We start from the raw sequence: 25,389 nt of genomic DNA on the forward strand, positions 1-25,389 counted from the left end.
CATCACCCAATAAAAAACGGCGCCTTCGGGCGCCGTTTTTTATGCTGGGCTGTGATGCCGGCCGCTTCGGACCATCAGTCCAGGGCATCAGTTGGACTGGGTCTGCTTCTGTTTTTGCAGTTGGTCGAGGGTCTGCTGCTCCTGCGGGCTGAGGCCAAGCTGCTCGCAGGCCTGTTCAAAGCTGATGCCAAGATGGCACATCATGATGTCGATAGCGGGCAGGTAGTTGGTCATAGCGTCTTCCATGGTGATCCTCCAGAACTGTCTCTTATGCCCGAGGGCGGGGATGGGGGCAATTAGACTTTAGGTGTAGGGTGCCATCTGCTTCAGCCTCTGCCACTGGCCGGGGGAATTTGCTACTCTTGCGGGCACTAAAGAGGTTGCCGCCCCAGGGTGAGCAGCCGGTGAGGAGCAGGGCATGTTATTGAGTTTCTTGATCATCGCATCGGGCTGGTGGCACATCCGCGCGGCTTACGGCTCAGACTCCCGTCAGTTCTACATCAGCAAACCCCTGACCATGATGTTCATCATCGCCCTGGCGTTTGGCTACCAGAGCGACGATCACAACGGCTCCCACGCCTGGATCCTGCTCGGTCTCTGCCTGTCGCTGGCGGGGGACGTGCTGCTGATGCTGCCACGGGATCGCTTCATCCAGGGGCTGGCGGCATTTTTTGTCGCTCACCTCTGCTACATCGTCGGTTTCGCCCAGGGGCCCCTGGTGCTCAAGCTGGTGGACGGCCTGCTGCTGTTGCTGGTGGCCGGCATGGTGTTCGGGCTCCTGTGGGGCCAGCTCGGCGAGATGAGGATCCCCGTCTTCTGCTACATGCTGGTGATCATCGCCATGGCCTGGGTGGCCGCCGGTGCCTGGCATGCCTCTCTCACTGCCGGCAGCGCCGCTGCCCTGGTGGGGGCGCTGATGTTCCTCTTCTCCGACAGCATGCTGGCGCTGGACAGATTCCGCCGCCCCTTCCCCCATGCCACGGCCTGGATCATGAGCAGCTACTTCGCGGCCCAGTTCCTGATCGCCGCCTCCCTGGCGGGCTGACCGGCGGGCAGCCATGAAAAACGGGCCTTCTGGCCCGTTTTGCTATGTGAGCCCCACCTTTCACGCCTCGACCGGTTCTGCGTCAGGGGCCCTCGGGGCAGGCTGCTTGAGCAGCAGCATCAGGGCGCTGGCGATCAGCAGGAAGATACCCATCACGTAGAACACCTGGTTGTAGGCCATGATGGCCGCCTCGCGGCTGATGGTGTTCGACAGCATGGCCCGGGCCTGCAACTGGGCCTGCTCCGGCCCGGCTCCCTGGGCCATCATGGTCTGGGCCAACTGCATCAGATAGGCCTGCCCCTCGATGCTGGTGGCGGCCAGGGTGCTGCCGATCTGGCTGACATGAGTCCGGGTGTCGTTGTCGATCAGGGTGGCGATGATGGCGATGCCGAAGGCGCCCCCCAGGTTGCGCAGCACGTTGAGCAGGGTCGAGGAAGAGGGGATCTCGTCCGGCGTCAGGCTGGCGGTCGCCACCAGGGAGAGGGGCACCATGATGAAGGGCTGCCCCAGGGCCCGCACGATGAGGGACTGGATCAGCTGGGGCCCGGCGTAGTCGGCGTTCATGTTCACGTTCATGAAGCAGCTGATGGCGAAGACCAGAAAGCCGAAGCTCACCAGATAGCGCGGATCTATCTTGTGGGTCAGCTTGGGCACCAGGGGGAGCACCAGCAACTGGGGCAACCCCATCCACATCAGTACTTCACCGATTTCCAGGGCGTTGTAATTGTGGATCTGGGTCATGTAGAGGGGCAGCACATAGATGGAGCCCATCAACCCCATACCGAGCACCAGGTAGGCGAAGCAGGCCAGGGCGAAGCGCGGGTTGTGCAGCAGCCGCAGGTTGACCAGGGGGTGGTGGCGCAGCAACTGGCTGATGACGAAGAACACCAGGGCCACCACCGAGATGACGGTGAGCCGCACGATGAAGCTCGAGCCGAACCAGTCCTCCCGGTTGCCCTCCTCCAGCACCACCTCCAGGAGGCCGAGACCCACCGCCATGGTGAGGATACCAATGAGATCCACCCGCTTGATCACCTCCCAGTCCACCGGCTTCCTGTCCAGCCCGTGGGCCAGCATGGCCATGACCAGCAGACCGGGCGGCACGTTCAGATAGAAGATGTAGTGCCAGGACATCTGCTCCGTCAGCCAGCCCCCCAGGGTCGGGCCGATGGCGGGGGCGAAGGTGGCGCACAGGCCGAACAGCGCCATGCCGGTGGCTCGCTTGTGCAGCGGCAGCAGGCTGACGATGAGGGAGAAGGCCATGGGGATCAGGGCCCCGCCGGTAAAGCCCTGTAGCGCCCGAAAGACGATCATGCTGGTGAGGTTCCAGCTGAACGAGCAGAGCACGGAGGCGACGATGAAGGCGCCCGTGGTCCACAGCAGGTAGCGCCGCACGCTCAGTCCCCGGCTCAGCCAGCCGCTCAGCGGTATGGCGATCATCTCCGCCACCAGATAGGAGGTGGAGATCCAGGAGCTCTCGCTCAGGGTGGCCGAGAGTGCCCCCTGAATGTCTTTCAGGGAGGCGTTGGTGATCTGGATGTCGAGGATGGCCATGAAGGCGCCGATGAGGCCCCCCATGACCGCGATCCAGTTGCGGCGTGGTATGGCGTCCATCAGTGGGCGGCCACCACGGGATCAGGGGTGCGGGTGTCGACGATCACCTCGGTGGAGAGGCCGGGCAGCAGCTTGCCCACCAGGGCGCCCGGATCCGGGATGCTGATCTTGACCGGCACCCGCTGCACGATTTTGGTGAAGTTGCCGGTGGCGTTCTCCGGCGGCAGCAGGGCGAACTTGGCGCCGGTGGCCGGAGAGAGGCTGTCGATGATCCCCTCGACCGGTTGATCCGGATAGGCATCCAGGATCACCTCCACCTTCTGGCCCGGCTGCATGTGCTGCAACTGGGTCTCTTTGAAGTTGGCCTCGACCCACACCTGGCTCAGGGGCACCAGGCTGGCCACCTGCATACCGGACTGGACGTAGAGCCCTTCCCGCAGGCTGCGCTTGCCGATGATGCCGTCAGCCGGGGCTCGCAGCTCGGTGTAGCCGAGTTCCAGCCTGGCTTGTTCAAGCTGGGCCTCGCTCAATGCCAGCCTGGCCTGGTTCTGCTTGGCTTCGGCATCCAGCACCAGCAGCCGCTCGCGGGCGGCCTGCAAGGCGGCTTTGGCCTCCAGTGCCTGGGCCTGGTTGACCTGCAAGCCGGCACGTACCTCGTCCAGGCTGTCCTGGGAGCTGTAGTGACGCTCATTGAGCTGGCTGACCCGGCGCACCTGCTGCTGGGCCCGGACCTGCTCGGCGTTGGCCGAGCTGACTTTTGCCTCGGCCTGGCGGATGAGGCTCAACTGCTGGATACGGGTGGCGGCGAGGTTATCCGCCGTCGCCTGGTTGAGGTGCAGATCGGCCTCGGCCTCCTCCACCTTGGTTCTGTATTCGCGGTCGTCGAGCCGGGCGATGAGCTGGCCGGCCTTCACCGCCTGGTTGTCGGTCACCAGTACTTCGCTGATGTAGCCGGAGAGCTTGGAACCGATGCCGGTCACCTCGCTTTGCAGGTAGGCGTTGTCGGTGCTCTCGAAGTAGCGGCCATGCAGATACCAGTAACCGGCAAACAGCAGGCCGAGCAGGGCCAGCACCAGGGCGGCCAGCAGGGGGATCTTCTTGTGTTGACTCATGATATTGGTTTTCCTGAACTGTGGCGGGCAGGCTAACATCGTGCAACTGTTTCGATTAGTATCCATTCATGAGATATACAGTTTCACTGGTGAAACAATGGACCTGAATGCTGCCTTAATCCTCGTTCGTATCGTCGACAAGGGCTCCTTTACCGCCGCTGCCCAGGAGCTGGGCATGACCAAGGCGACGGTGAGCCGCCGCATCGCCGAGCTGGAGCAGCGTCTCGGCGCGCGGCTGCTCTATCGCTCCACCCGGCAGCTCACCCTGACGGAAGCCGGTGAACAATATTATCTACGCTGCAGCAAGGCGGTGGAGGAACTGGCCCAGGCCGAGCTGATGCTCAGTGCCAGCCAGCAGGAGGTGACGGGGACCCTCAAGCTGGCGGTGCCCATCGAGACGGGACAGCTGGTGGTGGGCAGGCTGGTGGCGAACTTCCTGCAAGCCTATCCGGGCATGAAGGTGGAGCTGGAGCTGACCAACCGCATCGTGGATCCCATCAGCGAGGGGTTGGATGCCATCGTGCGGGTCGGCGACATGAGCGACTCCAACCTGGCTGCGCGGCGTCTCTGGAGCACCGAGCGGCTGCTGTGCGCCAGCCCGGACTATCTGGCGCGCCACCCGGTGATCCAGAGGCCCGCCGATCTGGTGCATCACGAGCGGATCGCGGTCAGCACGGGGTTCCTCGCCTCGCACTGGTGTTTCGAGCTGGATGATCGCGAAGTGCTGGTGGATCCCCCGTCCCGCTTCCAGGTCAACAACATCACCTGTGCCAGGGAGGCGGCGAAGGCGGGGCTGGGGCTGGCTTCCCTGCCCGCCATGCTGTGCCATGATGAGCTGGCGAACGGGACGCTTGTCTCCTTGCTGCCGGAGTGGCAGCAACCCAGGGTACCCATCTACCTGCTGTTTCCCGAGCGGCGCCTGATGCCGCGCAAGCTGAGGGCATTCATCGATTTTCTGGTGGCCAACGGCCCGGCTTACGGCATCGACAAGCTGCTGTAAGGGGTTCGAGGACAACGTATGGAGCGGTGGATGAATCTGTATCGGGCATCTCACTCCCGGAAGATGCTCGCCCTGGAATGATGGTAGTGCTGGTGATGACGGCACTGGCAAGGGTTTCGAGGACAACGTATGGATCAGTGGATGAATCTGTATCGGGCATCTCGCTCCCGGAAGATGCTCGGCCTGGAATGATGGTAGTGCTGGTGATGATGGCACTGGCAAGGGTTTCGAGGACAACGTATGGATCAGTGGATTAACTTGTATCGCGCCTCTCACTCCCTGGAGGCGCATGCCCTGAAAGGGGCCTTGGAGGTAGAGGGAGTCAGGGTGCGCCTCAGCGGCGAAGGGCTCTCCGGCGCGCTCGGGGAGCTGCCGGTGGATCTGCTGCAAGTGACCCTGATGGTGAACGAGCGGGATCGTCAGCGGGCGGGCCGGATCATCGAGCGCTACCAGCAGCGCCAGGGCAACGGCTGGCTGTGCGGCCAGTGCGGGGAGGAGAACGGCGCCAACTTTGATATCTGCTGGCGCTGCCATCACGATCCCCAGGATCATTGAACGCCCCTCGCGCCCTCAGCGCAGGGTGAAGTCGATGTCATCCCCCGCATGGGCATCGTGGTAGGTGGCGAGATCCAGCTCCTTCTCGCTGCGGGCGATGAGCACGGAGACCAGGATGTCGCCGGAGACATTGACCGTGGTGCGCGCCATGTCGAGGAGCCGGTCTATGCCTGCGATGAGTGCCACCCCTTCCAGCGGCAGTCCCACGGCAGTGAGGGTCAGGGTCAGCAGCATCAGCCCGGTACCGGGTGTGCCCGCCGTGCCGATGCTGGCCAGCGTGACGATGCTGATGATGGTCAGGTAGTCCACCAGATGCAGATCCACCCCGAAGGCCTGGGCCACGAACAGGGCGGTGACCCCCTGATAGAGGGCGGTGCCATCCATGTTGATGGTGGCGCCGATGGGCAGCACCTTGGCGGTGATGGCGGGGGAGACCCCGAGCCTGCGTTCGGCGCAGGCCAGGCTGATGGGCAGGGTGCTGCTGCTTGAACTGCTGGTGAAGGCCACCGCCTGGGCATCGACGATGCTCTTGAAGTAGTGCAACGGGTTGAGGCGCGCCATCAGGAGCAGCAGGCTGCTGTAGACGCCAAGCACGTGGAGCAGGCAGCCGAGGTAGACGGCGCCGATCACCTTGAGCAGCGGCAACAGCAGGCTGACGCCGTACTTGCCGGTCATCCAGGCCATCAGGGCGCAGACGCCATAGGGGGCCAGGGCCATCACCATCTGGGTCAGCTTGAACATTCCCTCTGCCAGGGAGGTAAAGAACAGGATGGCGGGGCGGCCGCGTCGTCCGGTGGCGTTGAGGGCGAGAGCGAGGGCCACGGCGAACACGATCACCTGCAATATCTTGCCATCGCCCATGGCCTGCACCGGGTTGCGCGGCACTAGGTGGCTCAGCACGCTGGCCAGAGTAGGTTGCTGCGCCATGGCGCCCCGTTCATAAGGGCCCATGTTGGCGCCCATGCCCGGTTCCAGCAGCCAGCCCATCATCAGGCCGATGCAGATGGCGACGGCGGTGGAGCAGAGATAGAAGCCGATGGCCTTGCCGGCGATGCGGTCGAGCCGCTTGCCCTTGAGCAGGGCGGTGAGGCCTGCCAGGACGGAACAGAAGATGAGGGGCACCATCAGCATCTGGATGGTGTTGACGAACAGGACGCCGATGGGCTTGAGCAGCAGGGCCTGCTCGCTGAAGCAGAGTCCCAGACCTATCCCGGTCAGCATGCCGAGCAGAGTCTTCAACCAGAGCGGGCGACGGGTCCAGATCCGCCAGGGTTTGAAGACCAATCCATGGAACAGCATGACGCCAATGTCCTTATTTTCTGTCTGCGGTGGCAAAAAGGGGCGACAGTGTAGCCATCCCCCCGTCAGGTTGCCACATTATCGACAAAGCGGTGCTCACGACCAGCCCGCTGGCGTTAAAAAAGGCGTTTTGTTGGCCTATATCAAGAACCCTCTCCGGGCTTCGGGCTTTAATTGTCATCTGACATGATGATTAAAGAGGTTCGAGATGTCCCAATCGATACACGGTCACGAAGTGATGGAGATGATGCTGGAGCAGGAGAGTCCGTTTACCCGGGCCAGCCTCAGGGCGGCGATCGCCTCGCGCTTCGGTGCCGAGGCCCGGTTCCACACCTGCAGCGCCAGCGAGATGGACGCTGACGCCCTGATCGACTTCCTGGCCAGGCGCGGCAAGTTCATCGACTCGGAGTCAGGGTTCCAGACCCGCGCCGACAAGATCTGCAACCACGGATGATCGCCAGTGGCGAGCGCGGTGGGGCGCTCGCCGAATCCCGCCACCTTTGTTATATTTCGCCCTCCTTCCCCTCTTGTTGAAAGGTTCTGCCCGGGCGCTCTATGGACACACTCTCCGCTGCCGTCATGCTGTTTCTGATCATGGATCCGCTGGGCAACCTGCCGGTCTTCCTCTCCATCCTGCGCCATGTCGACCCCAAGCGTCGACGCAAGGTAATGCTGCGGGAGCTGTTGTTTTCACTGGTGATCATGATGGGCTTCCTGTTCGCCGGTCAGCAGATCCTGAGCTTCCTCAACCTGCGTCAGGAGGCGGTCAGCATCGCGGGGGGCATCATCCTCTTCCTCATCGCCATCAAGATGATCTTCCCGAGCCCCGGTGGTGTGACCGGGCTGGCGGCGGGGGAGGAGCCCTTCCTGGTGCCCATGGCCATCCCCATGATTGCGGGCCCCTCCATCCTGGCTTCCCTGCTGCTTCTGGCTAACCAGGAGCCGACCCGGATGGTGGACTGGTCATTGGCCCTGCTGATGGCCTGGGGGGCCAGCGCCGTGATCCTGATGTTCTACGAGCTGTTCAACAAGCTGCTGGGTGAGCGAGGACTCACGGCGGTGGAGCGGCTGATGGGCATGCTGCTGGTGATGATCTCGGTGCAGATGCTGCTGGACGGGGTACACCACTATCTGGCGGTGACGGGTCAGAACTGACGGGGCGAATGCTGATGTCAACGTGAAACGGGGCTTCTTGAGCCCCGTTTTTTTTGCGCGTCAGGCGGCAGCGGCCGGGCCGTCCGCCGAGGTTTCCAGCTTGCCCATGATGAGAGCGAGCAGGGTCTCCCGCAGCCAGCGATGGCCCGGATCCTCCTCGTGGCGCTGATGCCAGATGAGCAGGTGGGAGATGCTGTCCAGGGCGATGGGCAGCGGCAGCGGCACCAGGGGATAGACCTGGGTCGCGTGGCGGGCATAGAGCCGGGAGAGGGTCACTATCATGTCCGAGTGCATGCCCATGCGCAGGGCCGCCTCGAAGGAGGGGACGGTCGCCTCGATCCGGCGATAGAGATCCTGCTCCGCCAGCTTGTGATCCAGCATCCAGCGATCCCTCCCCTCGCAGTAGGTCTGCACATGGGGGTAGGCGAGGTAACGGGCGAGATCCCACTCGGGCTCCTGCAAGGCAGGGTGATCCCGCTGCACCAGGCAGGTGAGATCGTCGATGGTGAGCAACCGCTGGCAAATGGCGTTGGGCAGGGTGTCGAGGCGAAAATCCGAATTGATGCAGTTCTCCCGCACCGTGAAGGCGATATCCACCTGGCCCTGGCTCATCTCGGTCAGGCTGTGCTCGGTCCACTCCTCGTAGCGCAGGCGGATGCCAGGAGCCTGACGCTTCAGTTCGCTCAGGTAGAGGGGGGCAAACAGGGTGAAGGCGCTGTCCATGCTGGCAATGACGAACTCCCGCTCCGTGCTGGCGGGATCGAAGTCCGGCGGTTGGATCAGGTTGTCCAGGGAGAGCAGTATGGGCTGCAGTTGCTGCTGGAGATCCAGGGCGCGCGGAGTGGGATCCATCCCGTAGGCCGAGCGCACGAACAGGGGATCGTCAAAGGTCTCCCGCAACCGTCCGAGGGCCTTGCTGACGGCGGACTGGCTCAGGTGCAAACGGCGTGCAGCCCGGCTGCCGTTGCGCTCTTCCAGCAAGACTTGCAGGATTATCAACAGATTAAGGTCTATGCGTGCAAGCTGTTCCAGCAACATGATATGAATCCTCTTCAATTCCTAGATGAATATATACCATTTGTTTTCATATCTTGGCGATCCTATGCTCGACGGGTCTCTCGCCCTGGTGGCGGCTGGTACAGGATGTAGCGGTTGAGGGGACAAGTAGCACCGACTCATACGGCGGCCCATGGTCGCCGTATTTTTTTGCGCCTCGTCGCCGTTTTTGCGCGATTTTTTCGCCAACTTGCACCTGCCTTGATTTTGCCCAACAATCGATACGCTTTCTTTTGATACAACCTCCAGGTATCTAACAGTCAGGAGTCTCCCTATGGGACTGGGTGGCATTCATATCTGGCATCTGCTGATCCTGCTCGTGGTCGTCGTCGTGGTGTTTGGCAGCAAACGCCTGGCTGGCGCCGGTGAGGATCTGGGCACTGCCATCAGGGATTTTCGCAACGCCTTGCGCGACGATGACAATATCCGGAATAAGTAGGAGTGAACGTATGTCTGTAGACGAGAAAGTGGAACTGAACGAGACCTGTGACAGTTGTGGCTGTTTTGCCGAAATTGGCACCATCATCGGCGAAGGTGACGACGTCATGGAGCTGGTGATCGAGGCCGCTGCAGAAGCCGACGCCCGCGAGAAATTTGCGGCTTACGAGGCGCTGGCCAAGCAGGTCACTGCCGACGCCAAAAGCAGCAGCGAGCTGAGCCGGGGCCCGGATGGCGTGATCCTGAAGGCCCGCCTGCAATTCACCTGCACCGCCGAGAAGCTGATCTTCGAGATGCGCGCCCGCTCCCTCTGAGATCGTGATGACACGGCAGGCTTGCCTGCCGTCTTGCTCTGCCCCTCGCTTTTTCCCTCCCTTTGCGTTGTATAGTGAGTTATCCCACGGACGATCCGTTTTCCGTCCGGCATGCGCCGATCGGCAGAAGATCCCGCGACGCCCCATGACTTGGCGCAGGCGCCTTCTCTGACAGACCCGACGGTGCGCACCGGCCCACAGCGAGGTGGTTACATCATGATGCGGCGATGGATCTGGGCCCTGCTGGCTCTCTGCTCTCTCCCTCTGCTGGCGGCGGATCTCAAGCCGCAGTTGCTGCCCCAGGCCGGTGATCTCGAACACATCCTGCAAAAAAAAGAGCTCAGGGCCCTGGTGGTCTATGAGCGGGGGTTTTTCTTTTTCGACAAGGGAGCCCAGTACGGCATCCTGGTCAATCAGCTTCAGGGATTCGAGCGCTGGTTGAACCAGACCTACCTGGCCAAGGAGAAGCTCAAGCTCAAGATCATTTATATCCCGGTGCGCCAGGACAAGCTGCTGGACTACCTCGCCGAGGGGCGCGGGGATCTGGTGGCCGCCAACCTGACGGTCACCCCCACCCGGCGTGAGCAGGTGACCTTCTCCCAGCCGCTGATCGCCCCCATCGAGGAGTGGGTGGTGAGCCAGCGGGATCTCCCTGCCTTCAATCGCATCACCCAGCTGTCCGGCCGGCGGGTCTGGGTGCGAGCCAGCTCCAGTTATTTCGAGAGCCTGCACCAGCTCAACTGGCTGTTTCGGGAGCTGGGGTTGCCCCCGGTCTACATCGAGACGGTTCCCGAATACCTGCAGGATGGGGACCTGCTGGAGATGGTGTCAGCCGGGATCATTCCGCTGACGGTCACCGACAGCTTCAAGGGGCGGATCTGGCTCGACATGATTGGCGGCCTCAAGGCCCACAGGCTGATACCGCTGCGGGACAAGGGGCGCAGCGCCTGGGCCCTGCGCAACAACAGCCCGGAGCTGCTCAAGGCGGTGAACGCCTACATCTCGGAGTCGAGCAAGCGGACCCTCTACAGTGACATGACATTGCGCCGCCTGCTGGCGCAAAGCGACCGCATGAGCAACATACTGGCGCCGGACCCGCTGGGGCGCCTGTCGACCATTCGCAAGGTACTGGAAGCCCAGGCGGACAAGTATCAGCTGGACTGGCTGATGCTGGCCGCGCTGGCTTACAAGGAGTCGGGGCTCAATCCCAATGTCGGCTCTCACCGGGGGGCCGTCGGCATCATGCAACTGCTGCCGAGTACCGGCAAGGAGGTGGGGATCCGAGGCGCCAGACTCACCAGTCTGGAGGGTAATGTGGAGGCGGCCTGTCGCTACATGCGACTCATCCTGGACACCTACTTCAATGATCCCGGGATGGACAGGCTCAATCGCCATCTGTTCGCCCTGGCCGCCTACAATGCGGGTCCGAACCGTGTCCAGGCATTGCAGGCCAAGGCGGCCGACAAGGGGCTGGATCCGAACGTCTGGTTCGGCAACGTGGAGCAGCTGGTGGCCAACGACGTGGGCCAGGGGCCCATCAACTACGTCGGCACCATCTACAAATACTACGTGGCCTACCGTTTCAGCCTGCCCCAGCTGGAGGGCAAGTCAGAGGCCATCGAGGCGGTGCAGCCCTGAGCCTGTCAATGCTGGCCGGGGAGGGGATCCTCGTGATGCTGCGCAAGGGGCTCCCAGCCCAGATCCCGGTGCTGCTGGTACCAGGGCATCAACAGCCTGGCCGGGGTGGGATCCGGTTGGCTGGCATGGGGTCTCTGACTGAGGGAGGGGTGGTCGCGCAGTTCCATCATCGGCTCCTTGACACTGGGCTATCGGGGCGGTTGTCTGGGTTATGCCACCACCAGATGACAGGGAGATGACCCTTGATCCCCGCCGAGTTTGCCTTGCTCGCCGATCCCGGCGCCGCCCTGAAAGCCCGATGCCAGTTGATCCGCCAGGCTCGCCACCGGATCCTCGCCCAGTATTACAGCTGGGAAGAGGACGGCAGCGGCAAGCTGCTGCTGGCGGAGCTGGTGCGGGCGGCCCGGCGCGGAGTGGTAGTGCAACTGCTCATCGATGATCTCTACGGCGGGGAGAACCGCTTTCTGGAGGCGGTGGCGGCGGAACCGGGCATCGAGGTGCGCCTGTTCAACCCCTTCTGGCTGCGGGGCTGGCGTCCTCTGACCCTGCTGCTGGAAGGGGTGCTGAGCTTTCGCCGCATCAACCACCGGATGCACAACAAGCTGCTGCTGGTGGATGGCAGCCAGGCGGTGATCGGCGGGCGCAACATCGGTGATCGTTACTTCGGGCTGGGGATGCCGCCTCACTTCATCGACCTGGATCTGCTCTGCCGCGGCCCCCTCTGTCAGCAGGCCGAGCAGGGGTTCGCGCTGTTCTGGCACAGTCGCTGGAGCCACCCGGTCCGTCGCCTGTTGAGGCGCCCCTTGTTGCCAGCCGAAACCCGGCCCTGAACGACTTCCTGCTGGCCCTGACAGACCCCGCCATGGCGGCCGCCTATGATCTGCCGGCCACTCTGTTTGATGAGTGCCCCGTTCCCCTTTGCTGGCATCCCGGGCGAGGGCAGTGCTGGTTCGATCGCCCCGGCAAGGGGCTGGTCGCCCGGCCGACCACGGCGCCCCTGCTGGGACGCACGCTGGCGAGCAATCAGGGGGCCCTGAGGTTGGTGAGCCCTTACCTGATCCTGACACGGGGGCTGCGTCGCCGGCTCAAGGGGCAGCGACGGCAGGGGGTCGACATCGAGATCCTGACCAACTCCCTGGCCAGCACGGACGTGCCCCTGGTCTATGGCGCCTATCGACGTCACCGCCCCTGGCTCGAGCGTCAGGGGGTCACCCTGTTCGAGCTGACGACGGAGGCGTTCAGTCTGCATGCCAAGCTGATCCTGATGGGGAAGGAGGAGGCGCTGCTCGGCAGTTTCAACCTGGATCCCCGCTCCCTGATGCTCAACACCGAGTTGATGCTACACCTCCATAGCCCGAGGTTGTGCGACGAGTTGCAGCAACTCATCGATGGCTGGTTGCAGCAGGCCGTGCACCCGGTGGCGGCGTCCCCCTCTGCATGGCGGCGCCTGCTGGCGCAATTGAGCGATTGGTTACCTTTGCATCGTTGGTTGTGAGTGGGATCCGCCTTGTGCGAGATCTCGCAAAGCCTTGTGCGCCTTCGAGGATAACGTTTGCCATCCAAAAACGGGACTGGATTGCATCGTATTGTTTTTAATCGATTTATATTAAGGGCGCCGTAACAATCCAGGCTCCTCGACTGCATAGAGGTGCGTGTAGAACGGTTTTTTATTTTATTTAACTGCGTAGTATCTCGAGTGCAAGGACAAACACGGCGGCTGGTCTGCCGTGTGGGTGACGGCAACAGGGGAAATGGGCCAACCGGATTGCTCCGGCAGGCGAGGCGGATCGGGAGCGGAAACCCGTGATTCCAGACAGACCCCCGTGGTTGCGGGAGCCCAATATGGAACATGCTATTTGCGAGGGGGTGACATGCGAATGTTGCCCCATTTTTTATGCCCGCCGTCTGCTTGCCCAATCAAAAAGACCGCCTGCTGGCGGTCTTTTGCGTGATGTCTCGGCGATCAGGCGAGGCCCGCCAGCAGACGACTCCAGTTGCGCTTGGCAACGAGGAAACCGTCTCGCAATGTGCGGTACTCCAGTTGCAGCCTGAGCCTGTCGTAGCGTGCGAGGGCTGTGCGCTTGCGCTGCTCCAGCAGTGACTTGCGGCTGGCATAGTAGTGCTGGATCTGCAGGCTCAGCTTGTCGTACTCCTCCTGCAGCAGTGCCTGCCAGCGTTCCCTGTCGTCCTGCTGGTGCACTCTGGCCTGGGCGCGCTTGAGTTGCATCTCCAGCCTGGCCTGCTCGATGCGTTCCTCCGGGCAGGATCTCAGGTCTTTGGCGAGCCCGCACCAGGCGGCGGTGCGGATCAGCCACTTGGTGGGATCGAACTGCCACCACTGAATGCCGTTGCGGTAGTCGTTCTCGAACAGGTGATGGAAGTTGTGATAGCCCTCGCCAAAGGTGAAGAAGGCCAGGATGCCGTTGTCCCGGGCGCTGTTGCGATCCGTGAACGGCTGGCTGCCCCAGATGTGGGCCAGGGAGTTGATGAAGAAGGTGGTGTGATGGGTCATCACCATGCGCAGCACCCCGGCCAGCAGCATCATGCCGAGCAAATCCCCGTGCAGGAGGCCGAGCAGCAGCGGAATGCCGATGTTGGTGACCAGAGCCAGGGCGAGATAGTGCCTGTGCTGGAAGGTGACCACGGGGTTGTTTTGCAGGTCGCGCACATTGCTGTAGTCGTGGTAGGTATCGCGCTGGTATTCCCGCAGCATCCAGCCGATGTGGGAGTACCAGAAGCCGCGACCCGCACTGTAGGGATCCTTCTGGTTGTCATCCACGTGGCGGTGGTGGCGGCGATGATCCGAGGACCAGTGCAGCGCCGAGTTTTGCAGGGCGAGCGCGCCTCCGATGGCGAAGATCCATTGCAGGGCCGGGTGCGCCTTGTAGGACTTGTGGGACCAGAGCCTGTGGTAGCCGGCGGTGATGGAGATGCCGCAATAGCAGAACAGCAGCAGGAAGCAGAGCCACTGCCAGAGGTCGTAGCCCTGGCTCAGTCCATACCAGGGGACCGCTATCAGTGCCGTGAGCCCGGAGAGGGCGAACAGCAGGGTGTTGGTCATGATGATCGGGGGGCGGTCCATTTCACTCGGCTCCTTTCAGCGAACAGCTGTTCACTATTCTCCATTGAGCCGGAATGCGGGTCAATGGTAAAAAAGTCGGAGACAAACCTGATCCCGGCCCCGCCTTCGGGTTATCATCTGGCCTCGCTAATCTCAAGGTGACTGTTTTCGTGGGTATTCGCGCGCAACAAAAAGAAAAAACCCGGCGTACGCTGATCGAAGCGGCGTTCAGTCAACTCTGCGCCAACCGCAGTTTCTCCAACCTCAGCCTGCGGGAAGTGGCCAGAGAGGCGGGCATAGCGCCGACCTCCTTCTATCGCCACTTTAGGGACATGGAAGAGCTGGGGCTGACGCTGGTGGACGAGGGAGGGCTGACCCTGCGCCAACTGATGCGCCAGGCTCGCCAGCGCATTGCCGGTGGTGGCAGCGTCATCAGCACCTCGGTGCAGACCTTCATGGAGTTCGTCGAAAACAACCCGAACATCTTCCGGCTACTGCTGCGCGAGCGCTCCGGCACCTCGGCTGCATTCCGTCAGGCGGTGGCCCGGGAGATCCAGCACTTCATCGCCGAGCTGACCGATTATCTGGAAGCCACCACGCAGGCGCCACGGGAAGAGGCCTATATCCAGGCGGAGGCCATGGTGACCATCGTCTTCAGCGCCGGTGCAGACGCCCTCGACATGACCCCGGAAGAGTGCAAGGCACTGTCGGAGCGCACCATCAGCCAGCTGCGGATGATCGCCATGGGCGCCGAGGTGCAGAACCGCAAGCGCCACGAATCTCTCACATAACGCAAGGATGGACAGCCTCATGCATGAACCGAACGCGATTCCGAAGAAGCCCCTGGTGCTGGCCCTGCTGATCGGTATCTGTGGCGATGCCTTCCTGTCGGCCTTGATGGAGTCGGTCGTCCCCTTCTCCTTCTACCCCCTCATCGCCCTGTTGCTGGCGGCCAGCCAGCTCTATCAGCACTATCGCCATGAGCCCATGGTGGGCAACACACCCAGCTGCATCCTGCTCTGCTTCTTTATCGGCGTGTTCGGCCATTCTGCCCTGGTCAAGGTGCAGTACCCCGAGCTTGGCAGCAACTTCTTCTCCCTCATTGCCATGCTGCTGCTGCTCGCCGCCCTCTCCATCAAGCTGGGAATCAGCCTCGGAACAACGCAGAAGGAGTGACGAATCACTCCTTCGGGTCGGGCCGGGGGTGGCCTAATCGGCCCTGGGGGGGGTCTCTCCCTGCTTCCTGGCGTCTATGATGGCCTGCAGCTTGGTGCGGATATCCATCATGCCGAACACCCCGAAGATCAGCACCTGGGTGAATTCGAGACGAGTGACAGCGAAGTAGGGTTTGCATGCCGCCTTGATCATGCTGGCCTGTACCCAGTGCATCAATATCACGATGACGCCGCACACCGGCAGAAAGCCGTTCAGTTTGCCCGGCAGGGTGCCCAGCAGGGCGAGTGCCACACCGAACCAGAAGAACAGCAGCACCCCCATCGCCAACAGATTAAACACCCGCTTCATCGTTTACCTCCCGTACATAGAGTTGATAGCAGACCTGATGTGATCGACCTGCTTGTCCTTGAGCCGTTGTCCAAATTGACGGAGAAGGGGACTGTACCCATCTCCCCTTTAAACAGCAGCGTCATGCTTGGTGTCCCGCAGATAGAGCTGATAGCAGACCTGACCAGCCTGCTTGTCCTTGAGTAGTTTCCAGCTGGCGGGCAGCGCCAGATCGGCCATCTCTTTTTCCCGCTCCAGATAGATGAGGGCATCGGATGCCAGCCAGCCGCGTTGCTCCAGCAGCTCGCACACCTGGGGCAGCAGCTCGCGACGAAACGGTGGGTCCAGAAAGACCAGATCGAACGGCGTGGCCGGGCCTTGCAGCCAGCTCACGGCATCAGCCTGGATCACCTGCCCCTGGCTGCTGCCCAGGGTCGTCAGGTTCTTCTTGAGCTGGTCGGCGGCGCCTCTGTCCATCTCGATCAGGGTGACCTGTTCGGCATAGCGGGACAAGGCTTCCAGCCCCAGCCCGCCGCTGCCGGCGAACAGATCCAGGCAGCGGGTACCGCGCACGTGGGGAGCCAGCCAGTTGAAGATGGTCTCCTTGACGCGATCCGTGGTGGGTCTGAGCCCTTCCACATCCCTGACGGGGAGTTTGCGCCCCTTCCATTGGCCGCTGATGATTCGTACCACGCCCGCTCGCCCCTGGGGGGCCGGGCTCTTGCTCGGGCTGTTACGGCTGGATTTCACTCTGGGCATCGCGTTTCGTCGTCAGAAAATAAAGTGATAGTATAAGGCGGTTCATTTTTATGCCGACCCGCCGAGGGACGGCTATCTTAGCAGTCAGCCTTTGATGTGAGTATTTTTAGATGGCAAAAGGTTTGTTTTCCTGGCTGGGTTTCGGCCGCAAGAAAGAAGAGGCTGAGGCCGTTCCATCGCAGGCGCCCGACGCTACCCCGGCGGTCGTCGAGTCGGAGGCCGCCGCTGTTCCCGCGCCTGTCGCCGATGTTGCCCCGGCTGATGCCCCTACCGCCAAGCCCGAAGCGCCGCTGAGCGGCCCTGACGAAGGCCCCCTGGTTGTGGAAGAGCCGGAGGGCGAGCTTGAGCCCGTCATCGTCAATGAGGCCTTGATCTCAACCGAAGCTCAGGTCGCAGAAGAAGCCATTGTCGCCGCCGAAGCCCGCGCTGAGGAAGAGGCTCGTATTGCCGCCGAGGCTCGCGCCGCAGAAGAAGCCCGTATTGCCGCCGAAGCCTGCGCCGCAGAAGAGGCTCGCATCGCTACCGAAGCCCGCGCCGCAGAAGAAGCCCGTATTGCTGCCGAGGCCCGCGCCGCAGAAGAGGCCCGTGTTGCCGCCGAGGCCCGCGCCGCAGAAGAAGCCCGTATTGCCGCCGAGGCCCGCGCCGCAGAAGAGACCCGTATTGCCGCCGAGGCCCGCGCTGCGGAAGAGGCTCGCATCGCCGCCGAAGCCCGCGCCGCAGAAGAGGCCCGTATTGCTGCCGAGGCCCGCGCCGCAGAAGAGGCCCGTGTTGCCGCCGAGGCTCGCGCTGCAGAAGAGGCTCGCATCGCTGCCGAAGCCCGTGCCGCGGAAGCCCGTGTCGCCAAAGAGGCCCAGCGAGCGGAAGATTTGCGTCTGGTCGCCGCGATGGAGGCTGAGGCCGCCGCGCTGGCCGCTCTGCCGCTGGCAGACAAGGTGGACGACGTCACTCAGGAGAAGCCGCAGCGGGAGGGCTTCTTTGCCCGCCTCAAGCGCAGCCTGGTGCGTACCAGGGAGAATATCGGTTCCGGTTTCTTCGGCCTGTTCAGCGGCAAGAAGATCGATGACGATCTGTTCGAAGAGCTGGAGACCCAGCTGCTGACCGCCGATCTTGGCGTCGACACCACCACCCGCATCATCGAGGGGCTGGTACAGCACGCGGACCGCAAGCAGCTCAAGGATGCCGAGGCGCTCTACGGTCTGCTCAAACAGGACATGGGCGAGATGCTGGCCAAGGTCGAGCAGCCCCTGGTGATCGACACCAGCAAGAAGCCTTACGTCATCCTGATGGTCGGTGTGAACGGCGTCGGCAAGACCACCACCATCGGCAAGCTGGCCAAACAGTTCCAGGCCGAGGGCAAGAGCGTGATGCTGGCCGCTGGCGATACCTTCCGTGCCGCTGCGGTCGAGCAGCTGCAGGTGTGGGGTCAGCGCAACAACATTCCGGTGATTGCCCAGCACACCGGTGCCGACTCCGCCTCCGTCATCTATGACGCCATCGAGGCTGCCCGCTCCCGCGGGGCTGACGTGCTGATCGCCGATACCGCCGGCCGCCTGCAGAACAAGAGCAACCTGATGGAGGAGCTCAAGAAGGTGGTGCGGGTGATGAAGAAGCTGGACGATACGGCGCCCCACGAGATCATGCTTACCCTGGACGCAGGCACCGGCCAGAACGCATTGAGCCAGGCCAAGCTGTTCAGCGAGGCGGTGGGCCTGACCGGCATCACCCTCACCAAGCTGGACGGTACCGCCAAGGGTGGCGTCATCTTCGCGGTGGCCGACAAGTTCCAGATCCCGATCCGCTACATCGGGGTGGGCGAGGGGATCGACGATCTGCGCCCGTTCGTCGCCAACGACTTCATCGAGGCGCTCTTCAGCCGCGAAGAATAAATCCGGCTGACATGAGCCGGCCCGGCCGTGACAAGCATGTGTTCCATACCCCGACTCCGGTCGGGGTATGTCACTATGAGGGCACAGGCATGGCTCATTCGGACAAGGATGACATGTGGCATGGTTTTGACCGGTGTTGTCATCCAGGTGTTGTGCCGGTACGGGGGAGTGAGCGCCCCATGCTTTATCCCGGTCGGGGTTTGTCAATCTCAGGGAACCGTTATGATTCGTTTTGACAAGGTCAGCAAGGTCTACAGTGGCGGTCATCAAGCGCTGCAAAAGGTCAGTTTTCACCTGCGCAAGGGGGAGATGGCCTTCCTGACCGGCCATTCGGGGGCGGGCAAGAGTACCCTCCTCAAGCTCATCAGCGTGATGGAACGACCGACCGACGGCCGCGTCTTCTTCCACGGCGATGACGTCAGCCACATCCAGCGCAGTCAGATCCCCTACGTGCGCCGCCAGATCGGCATGATCTTCCAGGATCACCGCCTGTTGATGGATCGTACCGTGTTCGACAACGTCGCCCTGCCCCTGGTGATCGATGGCTACAGCCATGGGGACATCAACAAGCGGGTGGCGGCGGCGCTGGACAAGGTCGGGCTGCTCGGCAAGGAGCGTTACCAGCCTCGCATGCTCTCCGGTGGTGAGCAGCAACGGGTCGGCATCGCCCGCGCCATCGTCAACAAACCACCGCTGCTGCTGGCGGACGAGCCGACCGGCAACCTGGATCCCCAGCTTTCCATGGACATCATGCATCTGTTCGAGGAGTTCAACCGCTTCGGCGTCTCTGTGCTGATTGCCACTCACGATCTGGGGCTGATCGCCCGGATGCGCTACCGCACCCTGACCCTCAAGGCGGGTCGCATGTATTCGTCCGGGGAGGATCGCTGATGGCTATTGTTCGTCATAAACAGCCGCCGTTGCGTCGTTTGATGATGTATGGTGTGGATCATGTGCGTCAGGCCTTTGCCAGCCTGGGTGAGCTGTGGCGCAACCCGCTCGCCTCCCTGATGACCCTGGCGGTGCTTGGCGTGAGTCTGGCGCTGCCTTCCTGTTTCCACGTATTGCTGAAGAATGCCGAAGTGGTAGAGGGGAGCTGGCAGACCAGCTCCCAGATCTCTCTCTATCTGCGCAAGGATCTGCCGGAGCAGAGCATCCTCGACATGAAGCAGCGGATCCTGCTCTATCCGGAGGTGGAGTCCGTCACTTATATGAACCGTGACGAGGCGCTCAGGGAATTTCGGGAGATCTCCGGTTTCGGTGATGCCCTGGATTATCTGGACAGCAACCCGCTGCCGCCGGTGCTGAGCGTGATCCCGGATCCGCGCTGGCAGAATCCCGAAGGGGCCGCCGAGTTGCTCGCCAAGCTGGAGAACGAGCCCGGTATCGAGCAGGGCAAGCTGGATCTGCAGTGGTTGACCCGGTTGCAGGGGATCATGAACCTGCTGCGCCACACCATTACAGGTATCGCGGTGTTGCTGCTCTCCGCCGTGTTGCTGATCGTGGGCAACACCCTGCGCCTGAATATCCTGAACCAGCGTTCCGAGATTGAAGTGCTCAAGCTGGTGGGCGCGACCGATGCCTTCATCCACCGTCCCTTCCTCTATACGGGCATCTGGTTCGGGGTCATCGGCGGCATGCTGGCCTGGTGGCTGACCGAGGTGATGGTGATCTGGAGCGAGGGAGTGGTGAAGGAGCTGGCGGGGCTCTACAACAGCAACTTTCGTCTGGTGGGGATGGGGGCGTTCGACGGCTTCAATCTCATACTGCTGGGCGCCCTGCTGGGGCTGATCGCCTCCTGGTTCTCGGTGCACAGGCACATTCGCGACATAGAACCGTCCTGATTAATTTGTCAGCATTTTAAAGCGCTGGATTTTGCGAACTGGATCAAGTAAAAGAGTGGCCCGTTTCTGGCACGGGCCACTTTCTCAGAGTAATCTGAATGGTGTCTGCGCCGAGGATCATATGTGGATCCTCTGAACCTTTTGATTTATCAATGGTCTATTGACTGCAACAGAATGAATACGGGTATGGCCCCTATGCCTTGCTCGTCTGACTTGGCAAGCATGTGAAGGTTGCGAGCTCCGCAACAATGGACTTAGCATGCTACTTTTCAGGGGTCCTTTACTGTGACCCCTTTTTTTTGACTGTTCATTTATGATTCATGCCGTCAGCCTAAGATAGGCCGGGTTCATGCTGGGGTGATGTATGATGCAGCACGCAGAATGATACCTGGTCGGTAGACACGTCTTCTCAGGGTGTTAGACTGATTCGATTGAAAAGTAAGAGGTAGAACATGGGAACTTCATTGCAACGCACTATGGCTCTGATTCCGCAAGGTAGTCTGGAAGGCTATATCCAGGCCGTCAACTCGATCCCTGTGCTGAGCGCAGAGGAAGAGCGCGAACTGGCGATGCGTCTGCAGCAGGATGGTGATCTCGAAGCTGCACGCCAGCTCGTTATGTCGCACCTGCGTTTTGTCGTTCACGTGGCCAAGAGCTACTCCGGCTATGGCCTGCCTCAGGCCGATCTGGTGCAGGAAGGCAACATCGGCCTGATGAAAGCCGTCAAACGCTTCGACCCGAGCGTGGGCGTGCGTCTGGTCTCCTTCGCCGTGCACTGGATCAAGGCCGAAATCCACGAATATGTGTTGCGCAACTGGCGCATGGTCAAGGTGGCGACCACCAAGGCCCAGCGCAAGCTGTTCTTCAACCTGCGCAAGTCCAAGAAGCGTCTGGGCTGGCTGAACCACGAAGAAGTGCAGGCCGTGGCTGCCGACCTCGGGGTATCCGCTGCCGACGTCACCGAGATGGAAGCGCGCATGAGCAATTACGATCAGGCCTTCGACCTGGTCGGTGACGATGAAGACGAGGGTGGCTTCGCGCCGGTGCACTATCTGGAAGACAAGTCTTCCGATCTCGCGGCGAACATCGAGAACGACAACTGGGACAGCCATGCCACCCGTCGCCTGAGTGCGGCCATGGCGACCCTGGACGAGCGCAGCCAGCACATCATCCGTGCCCGCTGGCTCGATGACGAGAGCAAGACCACCCTGCAGGAGCTGGCCGATACTTACGGCGTCTCGGCCGAGCGGGTGCGCCAGCTTGAGAAAAACGCGCTCAAGAAGCTGAAAGATGCCATGGATGCCTGACGGCCTCCTCCGGTAAGAAGCAGGGCCTGATGGCCCTGTTTTTGTTTTGCGGGGATCTGGTCGGCCTTGCCTTGGTTACCCTTGTGTATGGTATGTTGCCGCCACTGCCACAGTAGGGAGAGCAGAAGTGAAACTGTTGAACGACTTGTTTACCAACAACCGCGAGTGGGCGGAACGGATCAAGGCCGAGGATCCCAATTTCTTCGCTACCCTGTCCGCCCAGCAGGCACCTGAGTACCTCTGGATCGGCTGTTCCGACAGCCGGGTTCCCGCCAACCAGCTGATGGGGCTCTTGCCGGGGGACGTCTTTGTCCACCGCAACGTCGCCAACCTGGTGGTGCACACCGACTTCAACTGCCTCTCGGTGCTGCAATACGCGGTGGAGGTGCTCAAGGTGAAGCACATCATCGTCTGCGGCCACTATGGCTGCGGTGGGGTCAAGGCTGCGATGCAGAACCAGGAGCTGGGTCTCATCGACAACTGGCTGCGCAACATCAAGGACGTCTACTTCAAATACGGCGAACAGCTGGATGCCATCGAGGATGAGCACGAGCGCTTTGACTACCTGTGCGAGCTGAACGTGGCCGAGCAGGTCGCCAACGTCTGTCACACCACCATCATCCAGAATGCCTGGCGCAAGGGGCAGGAGCTGGCGGTGCACGGCTGGATCTACGGCATCAAGGATGGCCTGCTGCACGATCTCGATCTCTGCATCAGCGGCCCTGACCAGATCCCGGACGTCTATCGCGCCTGGCCGGACATGCGTCCACCCCACCGTCGTCGCTGAGGACCAGCCGGTGGCTCCTGCGCTCTACCTTCAGATAAAGCAGCACATCCTGGACGGGATCCGCGAACGCCACTATCAGGCGGGCGACCGGATCCCGACCGAGGCCGCCCTGTGCGAGCAGTTTGCCGTGAGTCGCATGACGGTGAACAAGGCGCTGCGTGAACTGGTGGCCGAAGGCTGGCTGGTGCGCACCGCCGGATCCGGCAGCTTTGTGGCCGACAGGCGTACCGAGTCGCCGCTCCTGGCAATTCGCAATATTGCAGACGAGATCGCCGAGCGGGGCAGCGAGTACAGCGCGCGGGTGATCCGGCTGCAACGTCAGGCCGCCGACGAGAAAGTGGCGGTACGTCTGGGCCTGCGGGTCGGGGCGCCCACCTTTCACAGCCTCATCGTCCATCAGGCCGATGGGGAGCCGCTGCAACTGGAGGAGCGCTTCGTCGATGCCGAGCGACTGCCCGGCTATGGCGAGCAGGATTTCACCCAGCAGACGCCAAACAGCTATCTGATGGAGATCTGCCCCCTTTCCGAGATGGAGCACGTGGTGGAGGCGGTGCTGCCGAGCGCCGGCGAGGCGGGCCTGCTGCAGGTGCGGGTCGATACCCCCTGCCTGCTGCTGCACCGGCGCACCTGGTCGGATGGCTTTCTGGTCTCCTATGCCCGCCTGCTCTCGCCAGGTTCCCGCTACAAGCTGAGCTCCAAGACGCGTCTCGCATAATTGTATATACAAATTAAGCATTTAAAAGCCCACCTCTCGGTGGGCTTTTTTGTGCTTACACTCTAATAAAGCCGCTGTTATCAAGATGTGAACTTGATCCTTTCTTTCTTTTCAGAGATCGGCTATAAATTATTGTATATACATTTAGAGGTCGGTATGAACAAGGAACTGTTGAACTGCGAGCGGGTCTGGCTCAACGTGACACCCGCCACCCTGCGCCCCGATCTGGCGGACTACGGCCTGCTGGAGCCCCATGCCCTTGGCGTGCGGGATGGCAAGATCCACGCTCTGGTCCCCATGCAGGATCTCAAGGGCCCCTATGCCGCCTCCTGGCAGGACATGAAGGGGAAGCTGGTCACCCCCGGTCTCATCGATTGCCACACCCACCTCATCTTCGCCGGCAGCCGCGCCGAAGAGTTCGAACTTCGCCAGAAGGGAGTCCCCTATGCGGAGATCGCCCGCAAGGGGGGCGGTATCATCAGCACGGTGCGCGCCACCCGGGCAGCCAGCGAGGAGCGGCTCTATGAGCTGGCGTTGCCGCGGATCAAGTCCCTGATCCGGGAAGGGGTCACCACAGTCGAAATCAAGTCCGGCTACGGCCTCACCCTGGAAGACGAGCTCAAGATGTTGCGGGTGGCCCGTCGTCTGGGAGAGACGCAGCCCATCCGGGTCAAGACCACGCTGCTGGCGGCCCATGCGGTGCCGCCGGAGTATCGCGACGATCCCGACTCCTGGGTCGAGACCATCTGCCAGGAGATCATCCCGGCGGCGGCCGAGGCAGGTCTCGCGGATGCGGTGGATGTCTTCTGCGAACACATCGGCTTCTCCCTTGCCCAGACCGAGCAGGTCTATCTGGCGGCGGATCAGTACAACCTCGCGGTGAAAGGGCACATGGATCAGCTCTCCAACCTGGGGGGCAGCACGCTCGCCGCCCACTTCGGCGCCCTCTCGGTGGATCATCTGGAATATCTGGATCAGGACGGGATCCAGGCGTTGGCCCACCGTGGCGTGGTCGCCACCCTGCTGCCCACCGCTTTCTATTTCCTCAAGGAGACCAAGCTGCCCCCGATCGCCGCCTTGCGCAAGGCGGGGGTACCCATGGCTGTCTCCTCCGACATCAACCCGGGCACGGCTCCCATCGTTTCCCTGCGCATGGCCATGAACATGGCTTGCACCCTGTTTGGCCTGACCCCGGTGGAGGCCATGGCCGGGGTGACCCGCCACGCCGCCAGGGCGCTTGGCGAGCAGGAACGGCTGGGGCAGCTCAAGGTCGGCATGCTGGCGGATTTCCTTGTCTGGAACTGCGGCCATCCGGCCGAGCTCAGCTACCTCATCGGTGTCGATCAGCTGGTGAGCCGTGTGGTCAACGGGGAGGAAACCCTTCATGGATAAGTTCAACGGGATCGACATGTCGGTCTGGCAGGGGCGTCAGGATCCCGAAGACGGTGAGTTGGCCCTGCGCTGGCACGATAGGGTGCAACCCTGGCAGGGGAATCGCGAACCCGGCGTGGTGCTGCTCGGCTTTGCCTGTGACGAAGGGGTGCGCCGCAACAAGGGGCGGGTCGGTGCGGCCGGTGCACCGCTGGCGGTGCGCAAGCTGCTGGCCAACACGGCCTGGCATCTGGGCGCCCCCGTCTATGACGGCGGGGATCTGGCCTGTGAGGACGGCGATCTCGATGCCGCTCACGGGCGCTTGGCCGAACGGGTGGCGAGTGCGCTGGATCAGGGGCACTTCCCCCTGGTGCTGGGAGGCGGCCACGAGGTGGCGTTTGGCAGCTGGAGCGGCCTGAACCGTCATCTTGGCGGCGAAGGGCGGGTCGGGATCATCAATTTCGACGCCCACTTCGATCTACGCATGAAACAGGAGCAGGCGAGCTCGGGCACCCCCTTCTTCCAGATTGCCGAGCAGTGCGCTGCCCAGGGCACTCCCTTTCACTATGCCTGTCTCGGGGTGGCCGAAACCGCTAATACCGCGGCGCTCTTTGCCCGCGCCGAGGCGCTGGGAGTTTGGCACGTGCTGGACGAGGCGATGACGCAGACCGAACTGCCAGCCTTGCTAGGCGGGCTGGATGCCTTCATCGCCCGTTGCGACCACCTCTATCTCACCATCGATCTCGACGTGCTGCCAGCGGCGGTGATGCCGGGAGTGAGTGCTCCCGCTGCTCGCGGCGTGGAGCTGGCGGTCATCGAACCGCTCATCGCCCATATCCGGGCCAGCGGCAAGCTCAGGCTCGCCGATCTGGCCGAGTACAACCCGAACCTGGATCAGGACAACCGCAGTGCCCGCGTGGCTGCGCGCCTGGTTCACCAGTTGACCAAGTAGTGGCGCACCGCGCCGCCTGACTGCATCGCTAAACAAGG

Annotated in this window: 27 protein-coding genes and 1 pseudogene; 19 read left to right on the forward strand and 9 right to left on the reverse strand. The window is 62.2% G+C overall.

What is annotated here, in order from left to right:
• Positions 1 to 87 precede the first annotated feature (87 nt).
• A complete protein-coding gene (locus tag I6L36_RS14310; protein ID WP_005332188.1) occupies positions 88 to 246 on the reverse strand; it encodes a hypothetical protein in 159 nt (52 codons plus the stop codon).
• Between the two features lie 172 nt (positions 247 to 418).
• Between I6L36_RS14310 and I6L36_RS14315 the strand changes: the two genes are divergently transcribed.
• Positions 419 to 1,045: a lysoplasmalogenase gene (locus I6L36_RS14315; RefSeq protein ID WP_053288050.1), complete on the forward strand. Its 627-nt coding sequence runs from the start codon at positions 419 to 421 to the stop codon at positions 1,043 to 1,045.
• Between the two features lie 60 nt (positions 1,046 to 1,105).
• Here I6L36_RS14315 and I6L36_RS14320 read toward each other — a convergent pair whose 3' ends face one another.
• Entirely contained in the window at positions 1,106 to 2,659 is a 1,554-nt protein-coding gene (locus I6L36_RS14320) for a DHA2 family efflux MFS transporter permease subunit (RefSeq protein ID WP_216986723.1), read from the reverse strand.
• Positions 2,659 to 3,711 (reverse strand): HlyD family secretion protein, encoded by a 1,053-nt coding sequence (locus tag I6L36_RS14325; RefSeq protein WP_109112604.1) that lies wholly within the window; start codon positions 3,709 to 3,711, stop codon positions 2,659 to 2,661. Before I6L36_RS14325 ends, I6L36_RS14320 begins: the two co-directional genes overlap by 1 nt.
• A gap of 97 nt (positions 3,712 to 3,808) precedes the next feature.
• Between I6L36_RS14325 and I6L36_RS14330 the strand changes: the two genes are divergently transcribed.
• Positions 3,809 to 4,711 carry a LysR family transcriptional regulator gene (locus I6L36_RS14330; protein WP_010672586.1) on the forward strand — a complete coding sequence of 301 codons (903 nt, stop codon included), beginning with the start codon at positions 3,809 to 3,811 and terminating at the stop codon, positions 4,709 to 4,711.
• Positions 4,712 to 4,951: 240 nt separating this feature from the next.
• On the forward strand, positions 4,952 to 5,266 hold the full coding sequence (locus I6L36_RS14335; RefSeq protein WP_010672587.1) for a DUF2007 domain-containing protein: 315 nt from the start codon (positions 4,952 to 4,954) through the stop codon (positions 5,264 to 5,266).
• Positions 5,267 to 5,281: 15 nt separating this feature from the next.
• Here the strand turns inward: I6L36_RS14335 and I6L36_RS14340 are convergent, their stop codons facing one another.
• Positions 5,282 to 6,565, reverse strand: a complete 1,284-nt coding sequence (locus tag I6L36_RS14340; protein WP_162540587.1) for a dicarboxylate/amino acid:cation symporter — start codon at positions 6,563 to 6,565, stop codon at positions 5,282 to 5,284.
• Positions 6,566 to 6,773: 208 nt separating this feature from the next.
• Here I6L36_RS14340 and I6L36_RS14345 point away from each other — a divergent pair, with 208 nt between their 5' ends.
• Entirely contained in the window at positions 6,774 to 7,019 is a 246-nt protein-coding gene (locus I6L36_RS14345) for a YecH family metal-binding protein (RefSeq protein WP_039040405.1), read from the forward strand.
• A gap of 101 nt (positions 7,020 to 7,120) precedes the next feature.
• Positions 7,121 to 7,720, forward strand: coding sequence for a YhgN family NAAT transporter (locus I6L36_RS14350; RefSeq protein ID WP_109112606.1), 600 nt, complete (start codon positions 7,121 to 7,123; stop codon positions 7,718 to 7,720).
• A gap of 60 nt (positions 7,721 to 7,780) precedes the next feature.
• Here the strand turns inward: I6L36_RS14350 and I6L36_RS14355 are convergent, their stop codons facing one another.
• Entirely contained in the window at positions 7,781 to 8,758 is a 978-nt protein-coding gene (locus I6L36_RS14355) for a LysR substrate-binding domain-containing protein (protein WP_010672591.1), read from the reverse strand.
• Between the two features lie 292 nt (positions 8,759 to 9,050).
• Here I6L36_RS14355 and tatA point away from each other — a divergent pair, with 292 nt between their 5' ends.
• The 3 genes from tatA (at position 9,051) to I6L36_RS14370 (ending at position 11,166) form a co-directional block, all read left to right on the forward strand.
• The gene (gene tatA / locus I6L36_RS14360; protein WP_010672592.1) at positions 9,051 to 9,215 is read left to right on the forward strand and encodes a twin-arginine translocase TatA/TatE family subunit; all 165 of its coding nucleotides are present in this window, start codon (positions 9,051 to 9,053) and stop codon (positions 9,213 to 9,215) included.
• A gap of 10 nt (positions 9,216 to 9,225) precedes the next feature.
• Positions 9,226 to 9,528: a YfcZ/YiiS family protein gene (locus I6L36_RS14365; protein WP_053288055.1), complete on the forward strand. Its 303-nt coding sequence runs from the start codon at positions 9,226 to 9,228 to the stop codon at positions 9,526 to 9,528.
• A gap of 216 nt (positions 9,529 to 9,744) precedes the next feature.
• Complete coding sequence (locus tag I6L36_RS14370) at positions 9,745 to 11,166, forward strand: lytic transglycosylase F (protein WP_103259354.1); 1,422 nt, start codon at positions 9,745 to 9,747, stop codon at positions 11,164 to 11,166.
• A gap of 5 nt (positions 11,167 to 11,171) precedes the next feature.
• Here the strand turns inward: I6L36_RS14370 and I6L36_RS14375 are convergent, their stop codons facing one another.
• The gene (locus I6L36_RS14375) at positions 11,172 to 11,333 is read right to left on the reverse strand and encodes a hypothetical protein (protein WP_010672595.1); all 162 of its coding nucleotides are present in this window, start codon (positions 11,331 to 11,333) and stop codon (positions 11,172 to 11,174) included.
• Positions 11,334 to 11,408: 75 nt separating this feature from the next.
• Between I6L36_RS14375 and I6L36_RS22290 the strand changes: the two are divergent.
• Positions 11,409 to 12,661 (forward strand): annotated as a pseudogene (locus I6L36_RS22290) (phosphatidylserine/phosphatidylglycerophosphate/cardiolipin synthase family protein).
• Positions 12,662 to 13,129: 468 nt separating this feature from the next.
• Here the strand turns inward: I6L36_RS22290 and I6L36_RS14385 are convergent.
• Positions 13,130 to 14,248, reverse strand: a complete 1,119-nt coding sequence (locus I6L36_RS14385) for a fatty acid desaturase (protein WP_109112607.1) — start codon at positions 14,246 to 14,248, stop codon at positions 13,130 to 13,132.
• A 149-nt stretch (positions 14,249 to 14,397) separates the two neighbouring features.
• Between I6L36_RS14385 and fabR the strand changes: the two genes are divergently transcribed.
• Both fabR and I6L36_RS14395 read left to right on the forward strand, forming a co-directional pair.
• Entirely contained in the window at positions 14,398 to 15,018 is a 621-nt protein-coding gene (gene fabR, locus I6L36_RS14390) for an HTH-type transcriptional repressor FabR (protein ID WP_010672598.1), read from the forward strand.
• A 19-nt stretch (positions 15,019 to 15,037) separates the two neighbouring features.
• Positions 15,038 to 15,403, forward strand: coding sequence for a YijD family membrane protein (locus I6L36_RS14395; protein ID WP_162540499.1), 366 nt, complete (start codon positions 15,038 to 15,040; stop codon positions 15,401 to 15,403).
• 33 nt (positions 15,404 to 15,436) lie between these two features.
• On the opposite strand, the gene I6L36_RS14400 is transcribed toward I6L36_RS14395, so the two are convergent.
• Positions 15,437 to 15,751, reverse strand: coding sequence for a DUF1145 domain-containing protein (locus I6L36_RS14400; protein ID WP_109111829.1), 315 nt, complete (start codon positions 15,749 to 15,751; stop codon positions 15,437 to 15,439).
• Between the two features lie 108 nt (positions 15,752 to 15,859).
• Positions 15,860 to 16,489, reverse strand: a complete 630-nt coding sequence (rsmD, locus tag I6L36_RS14405) for a 16S rRNA (guanine(966)-N(2))-methyltransferase RsmD (RefSeq protein WP_029313522.1) — start codon at positions 16,487 to 16,489, stop codon at positions 15,860 to 15,862.
• A 110-nt stretch (positions 16,490 to 16,599) separates the two neighbouring features.
• Here rsmD and ftsY point away from each other — a divergent pair, with 110 nt between their 5' ends.
• The 8 genes from ftsY to hutG all read left to right on the forward strand — a co-directional run bounded on the left by ftsY (position 16,600) and on the right by hutG (position 25,351).
• Positions 16,600 to 18,375, forward strand: a complete 1,776-nt coding sequence (gene ftsY, locus I6L36_RS14410; protein ID WP_109111828.1) for a signal recognition particle-docking protein FtsY — start codon at positions 16,600 to 16,602, stop codon at positions 18,373 to 18,375.
• 222 nt (positions 18,376 to 18,597) lie between these two features.
• On the forward strand, positions 18,598 to 19,266 hold the full coding sequence (ftsE, locus tag I6L36_RS14415; RefSeq protein ID WP_109111827.1) for a cell division ATP-binding protein FtsE: 669 nt from the start codon (positions 18,598 to 18,600) through the stop codon (positions 19,264 to 19,266).
• Positions 19,266 to 20,219, forward strand: a complete 954-nt coding sequence (ftsX, locus tag I6L36_RS14420) for a permease-like cell division protein FtsX (RefSeq protein WP_029313524.1) — start codon at positions 19,266 to 19,268, stop codon at positions 20,217 to 20,219. The genes ftsE and ftsX overlap by 1 nt, the downstream gene beginning before the upstream one ends.
• Positions 20,220 to 20,671: 452 nt before the next feature.
• Entirely contained in the window at positions 20,672 to 21,526 is an 855-nt protein-coding gene (gene rpoH / locus I6L36_RS14425; protein WP_029313526.1) for an RNA polymerase sigma factor RpoH, read from the forward strand.
• A gap of 127 nt (positions 21,527 to 21,653) precedes the next feature.
• Complete coding sequence (gene can, locus I6L36_RS14430) at positions 21,654 to 22,313, forward strand: carbonate dehydratase (protein WP_109111826.1); 660 nt, start codon at positions 21,654 to 21,656, stop codon at positions 22,311 to 22,313.
• Positions 22,314 to 22,323: 10 nt separating this feature from the next.
• On the forward strand, positions 22,324 to 23,028 hold the full coding sequence (gene hutC / locus I6L36_RS14435; RefSeq protein ID WP_010672607.1) for a histidine utilization repressor: 705 nt from the start codon (positions 22,324 to 22,326) through the stop codon (positions 23,026 to 23,028).
• Positions 23,029 to 23,184: 156 nt separating this feature from the next.
• A complete protein-coding gene (hutI, locus tag I6L36_RS14440; RefSeq protein WP_010672608.1) occupies positions 23,185 to 24,420 on the forward strand; it encodes an imidazolonepropionase in 1,236 nt (411 codons plus the stop codon).
• Positions 24,413 to 25,351, forward strand: coding sequence for a formimidoylglutamase (gene hutG, locus I6L36_RS14445; protein WP_039040414.1), 939 nt, complete (start codon positions 24,413 to 24,415; stop codon positions 25,349 to 25,351). Before hutI ends, hutG begins: the two co-directional genes overlap by 8 nt.
• The last annotated feature ends 38 nt before the right edge of the window (positions 25,352 to 25,389 follow it).

This window comes from Aeromonas sp. FDAARGOS 1406 (assembly GCF_019048565.1).
GTDB classification, from domain to species: Bacteria; Pseudomonadota; Gammaproteobacteria; order Enterobacterales; family Aeromonadaceae; genus Aeromonas; species Aeromonas caviae.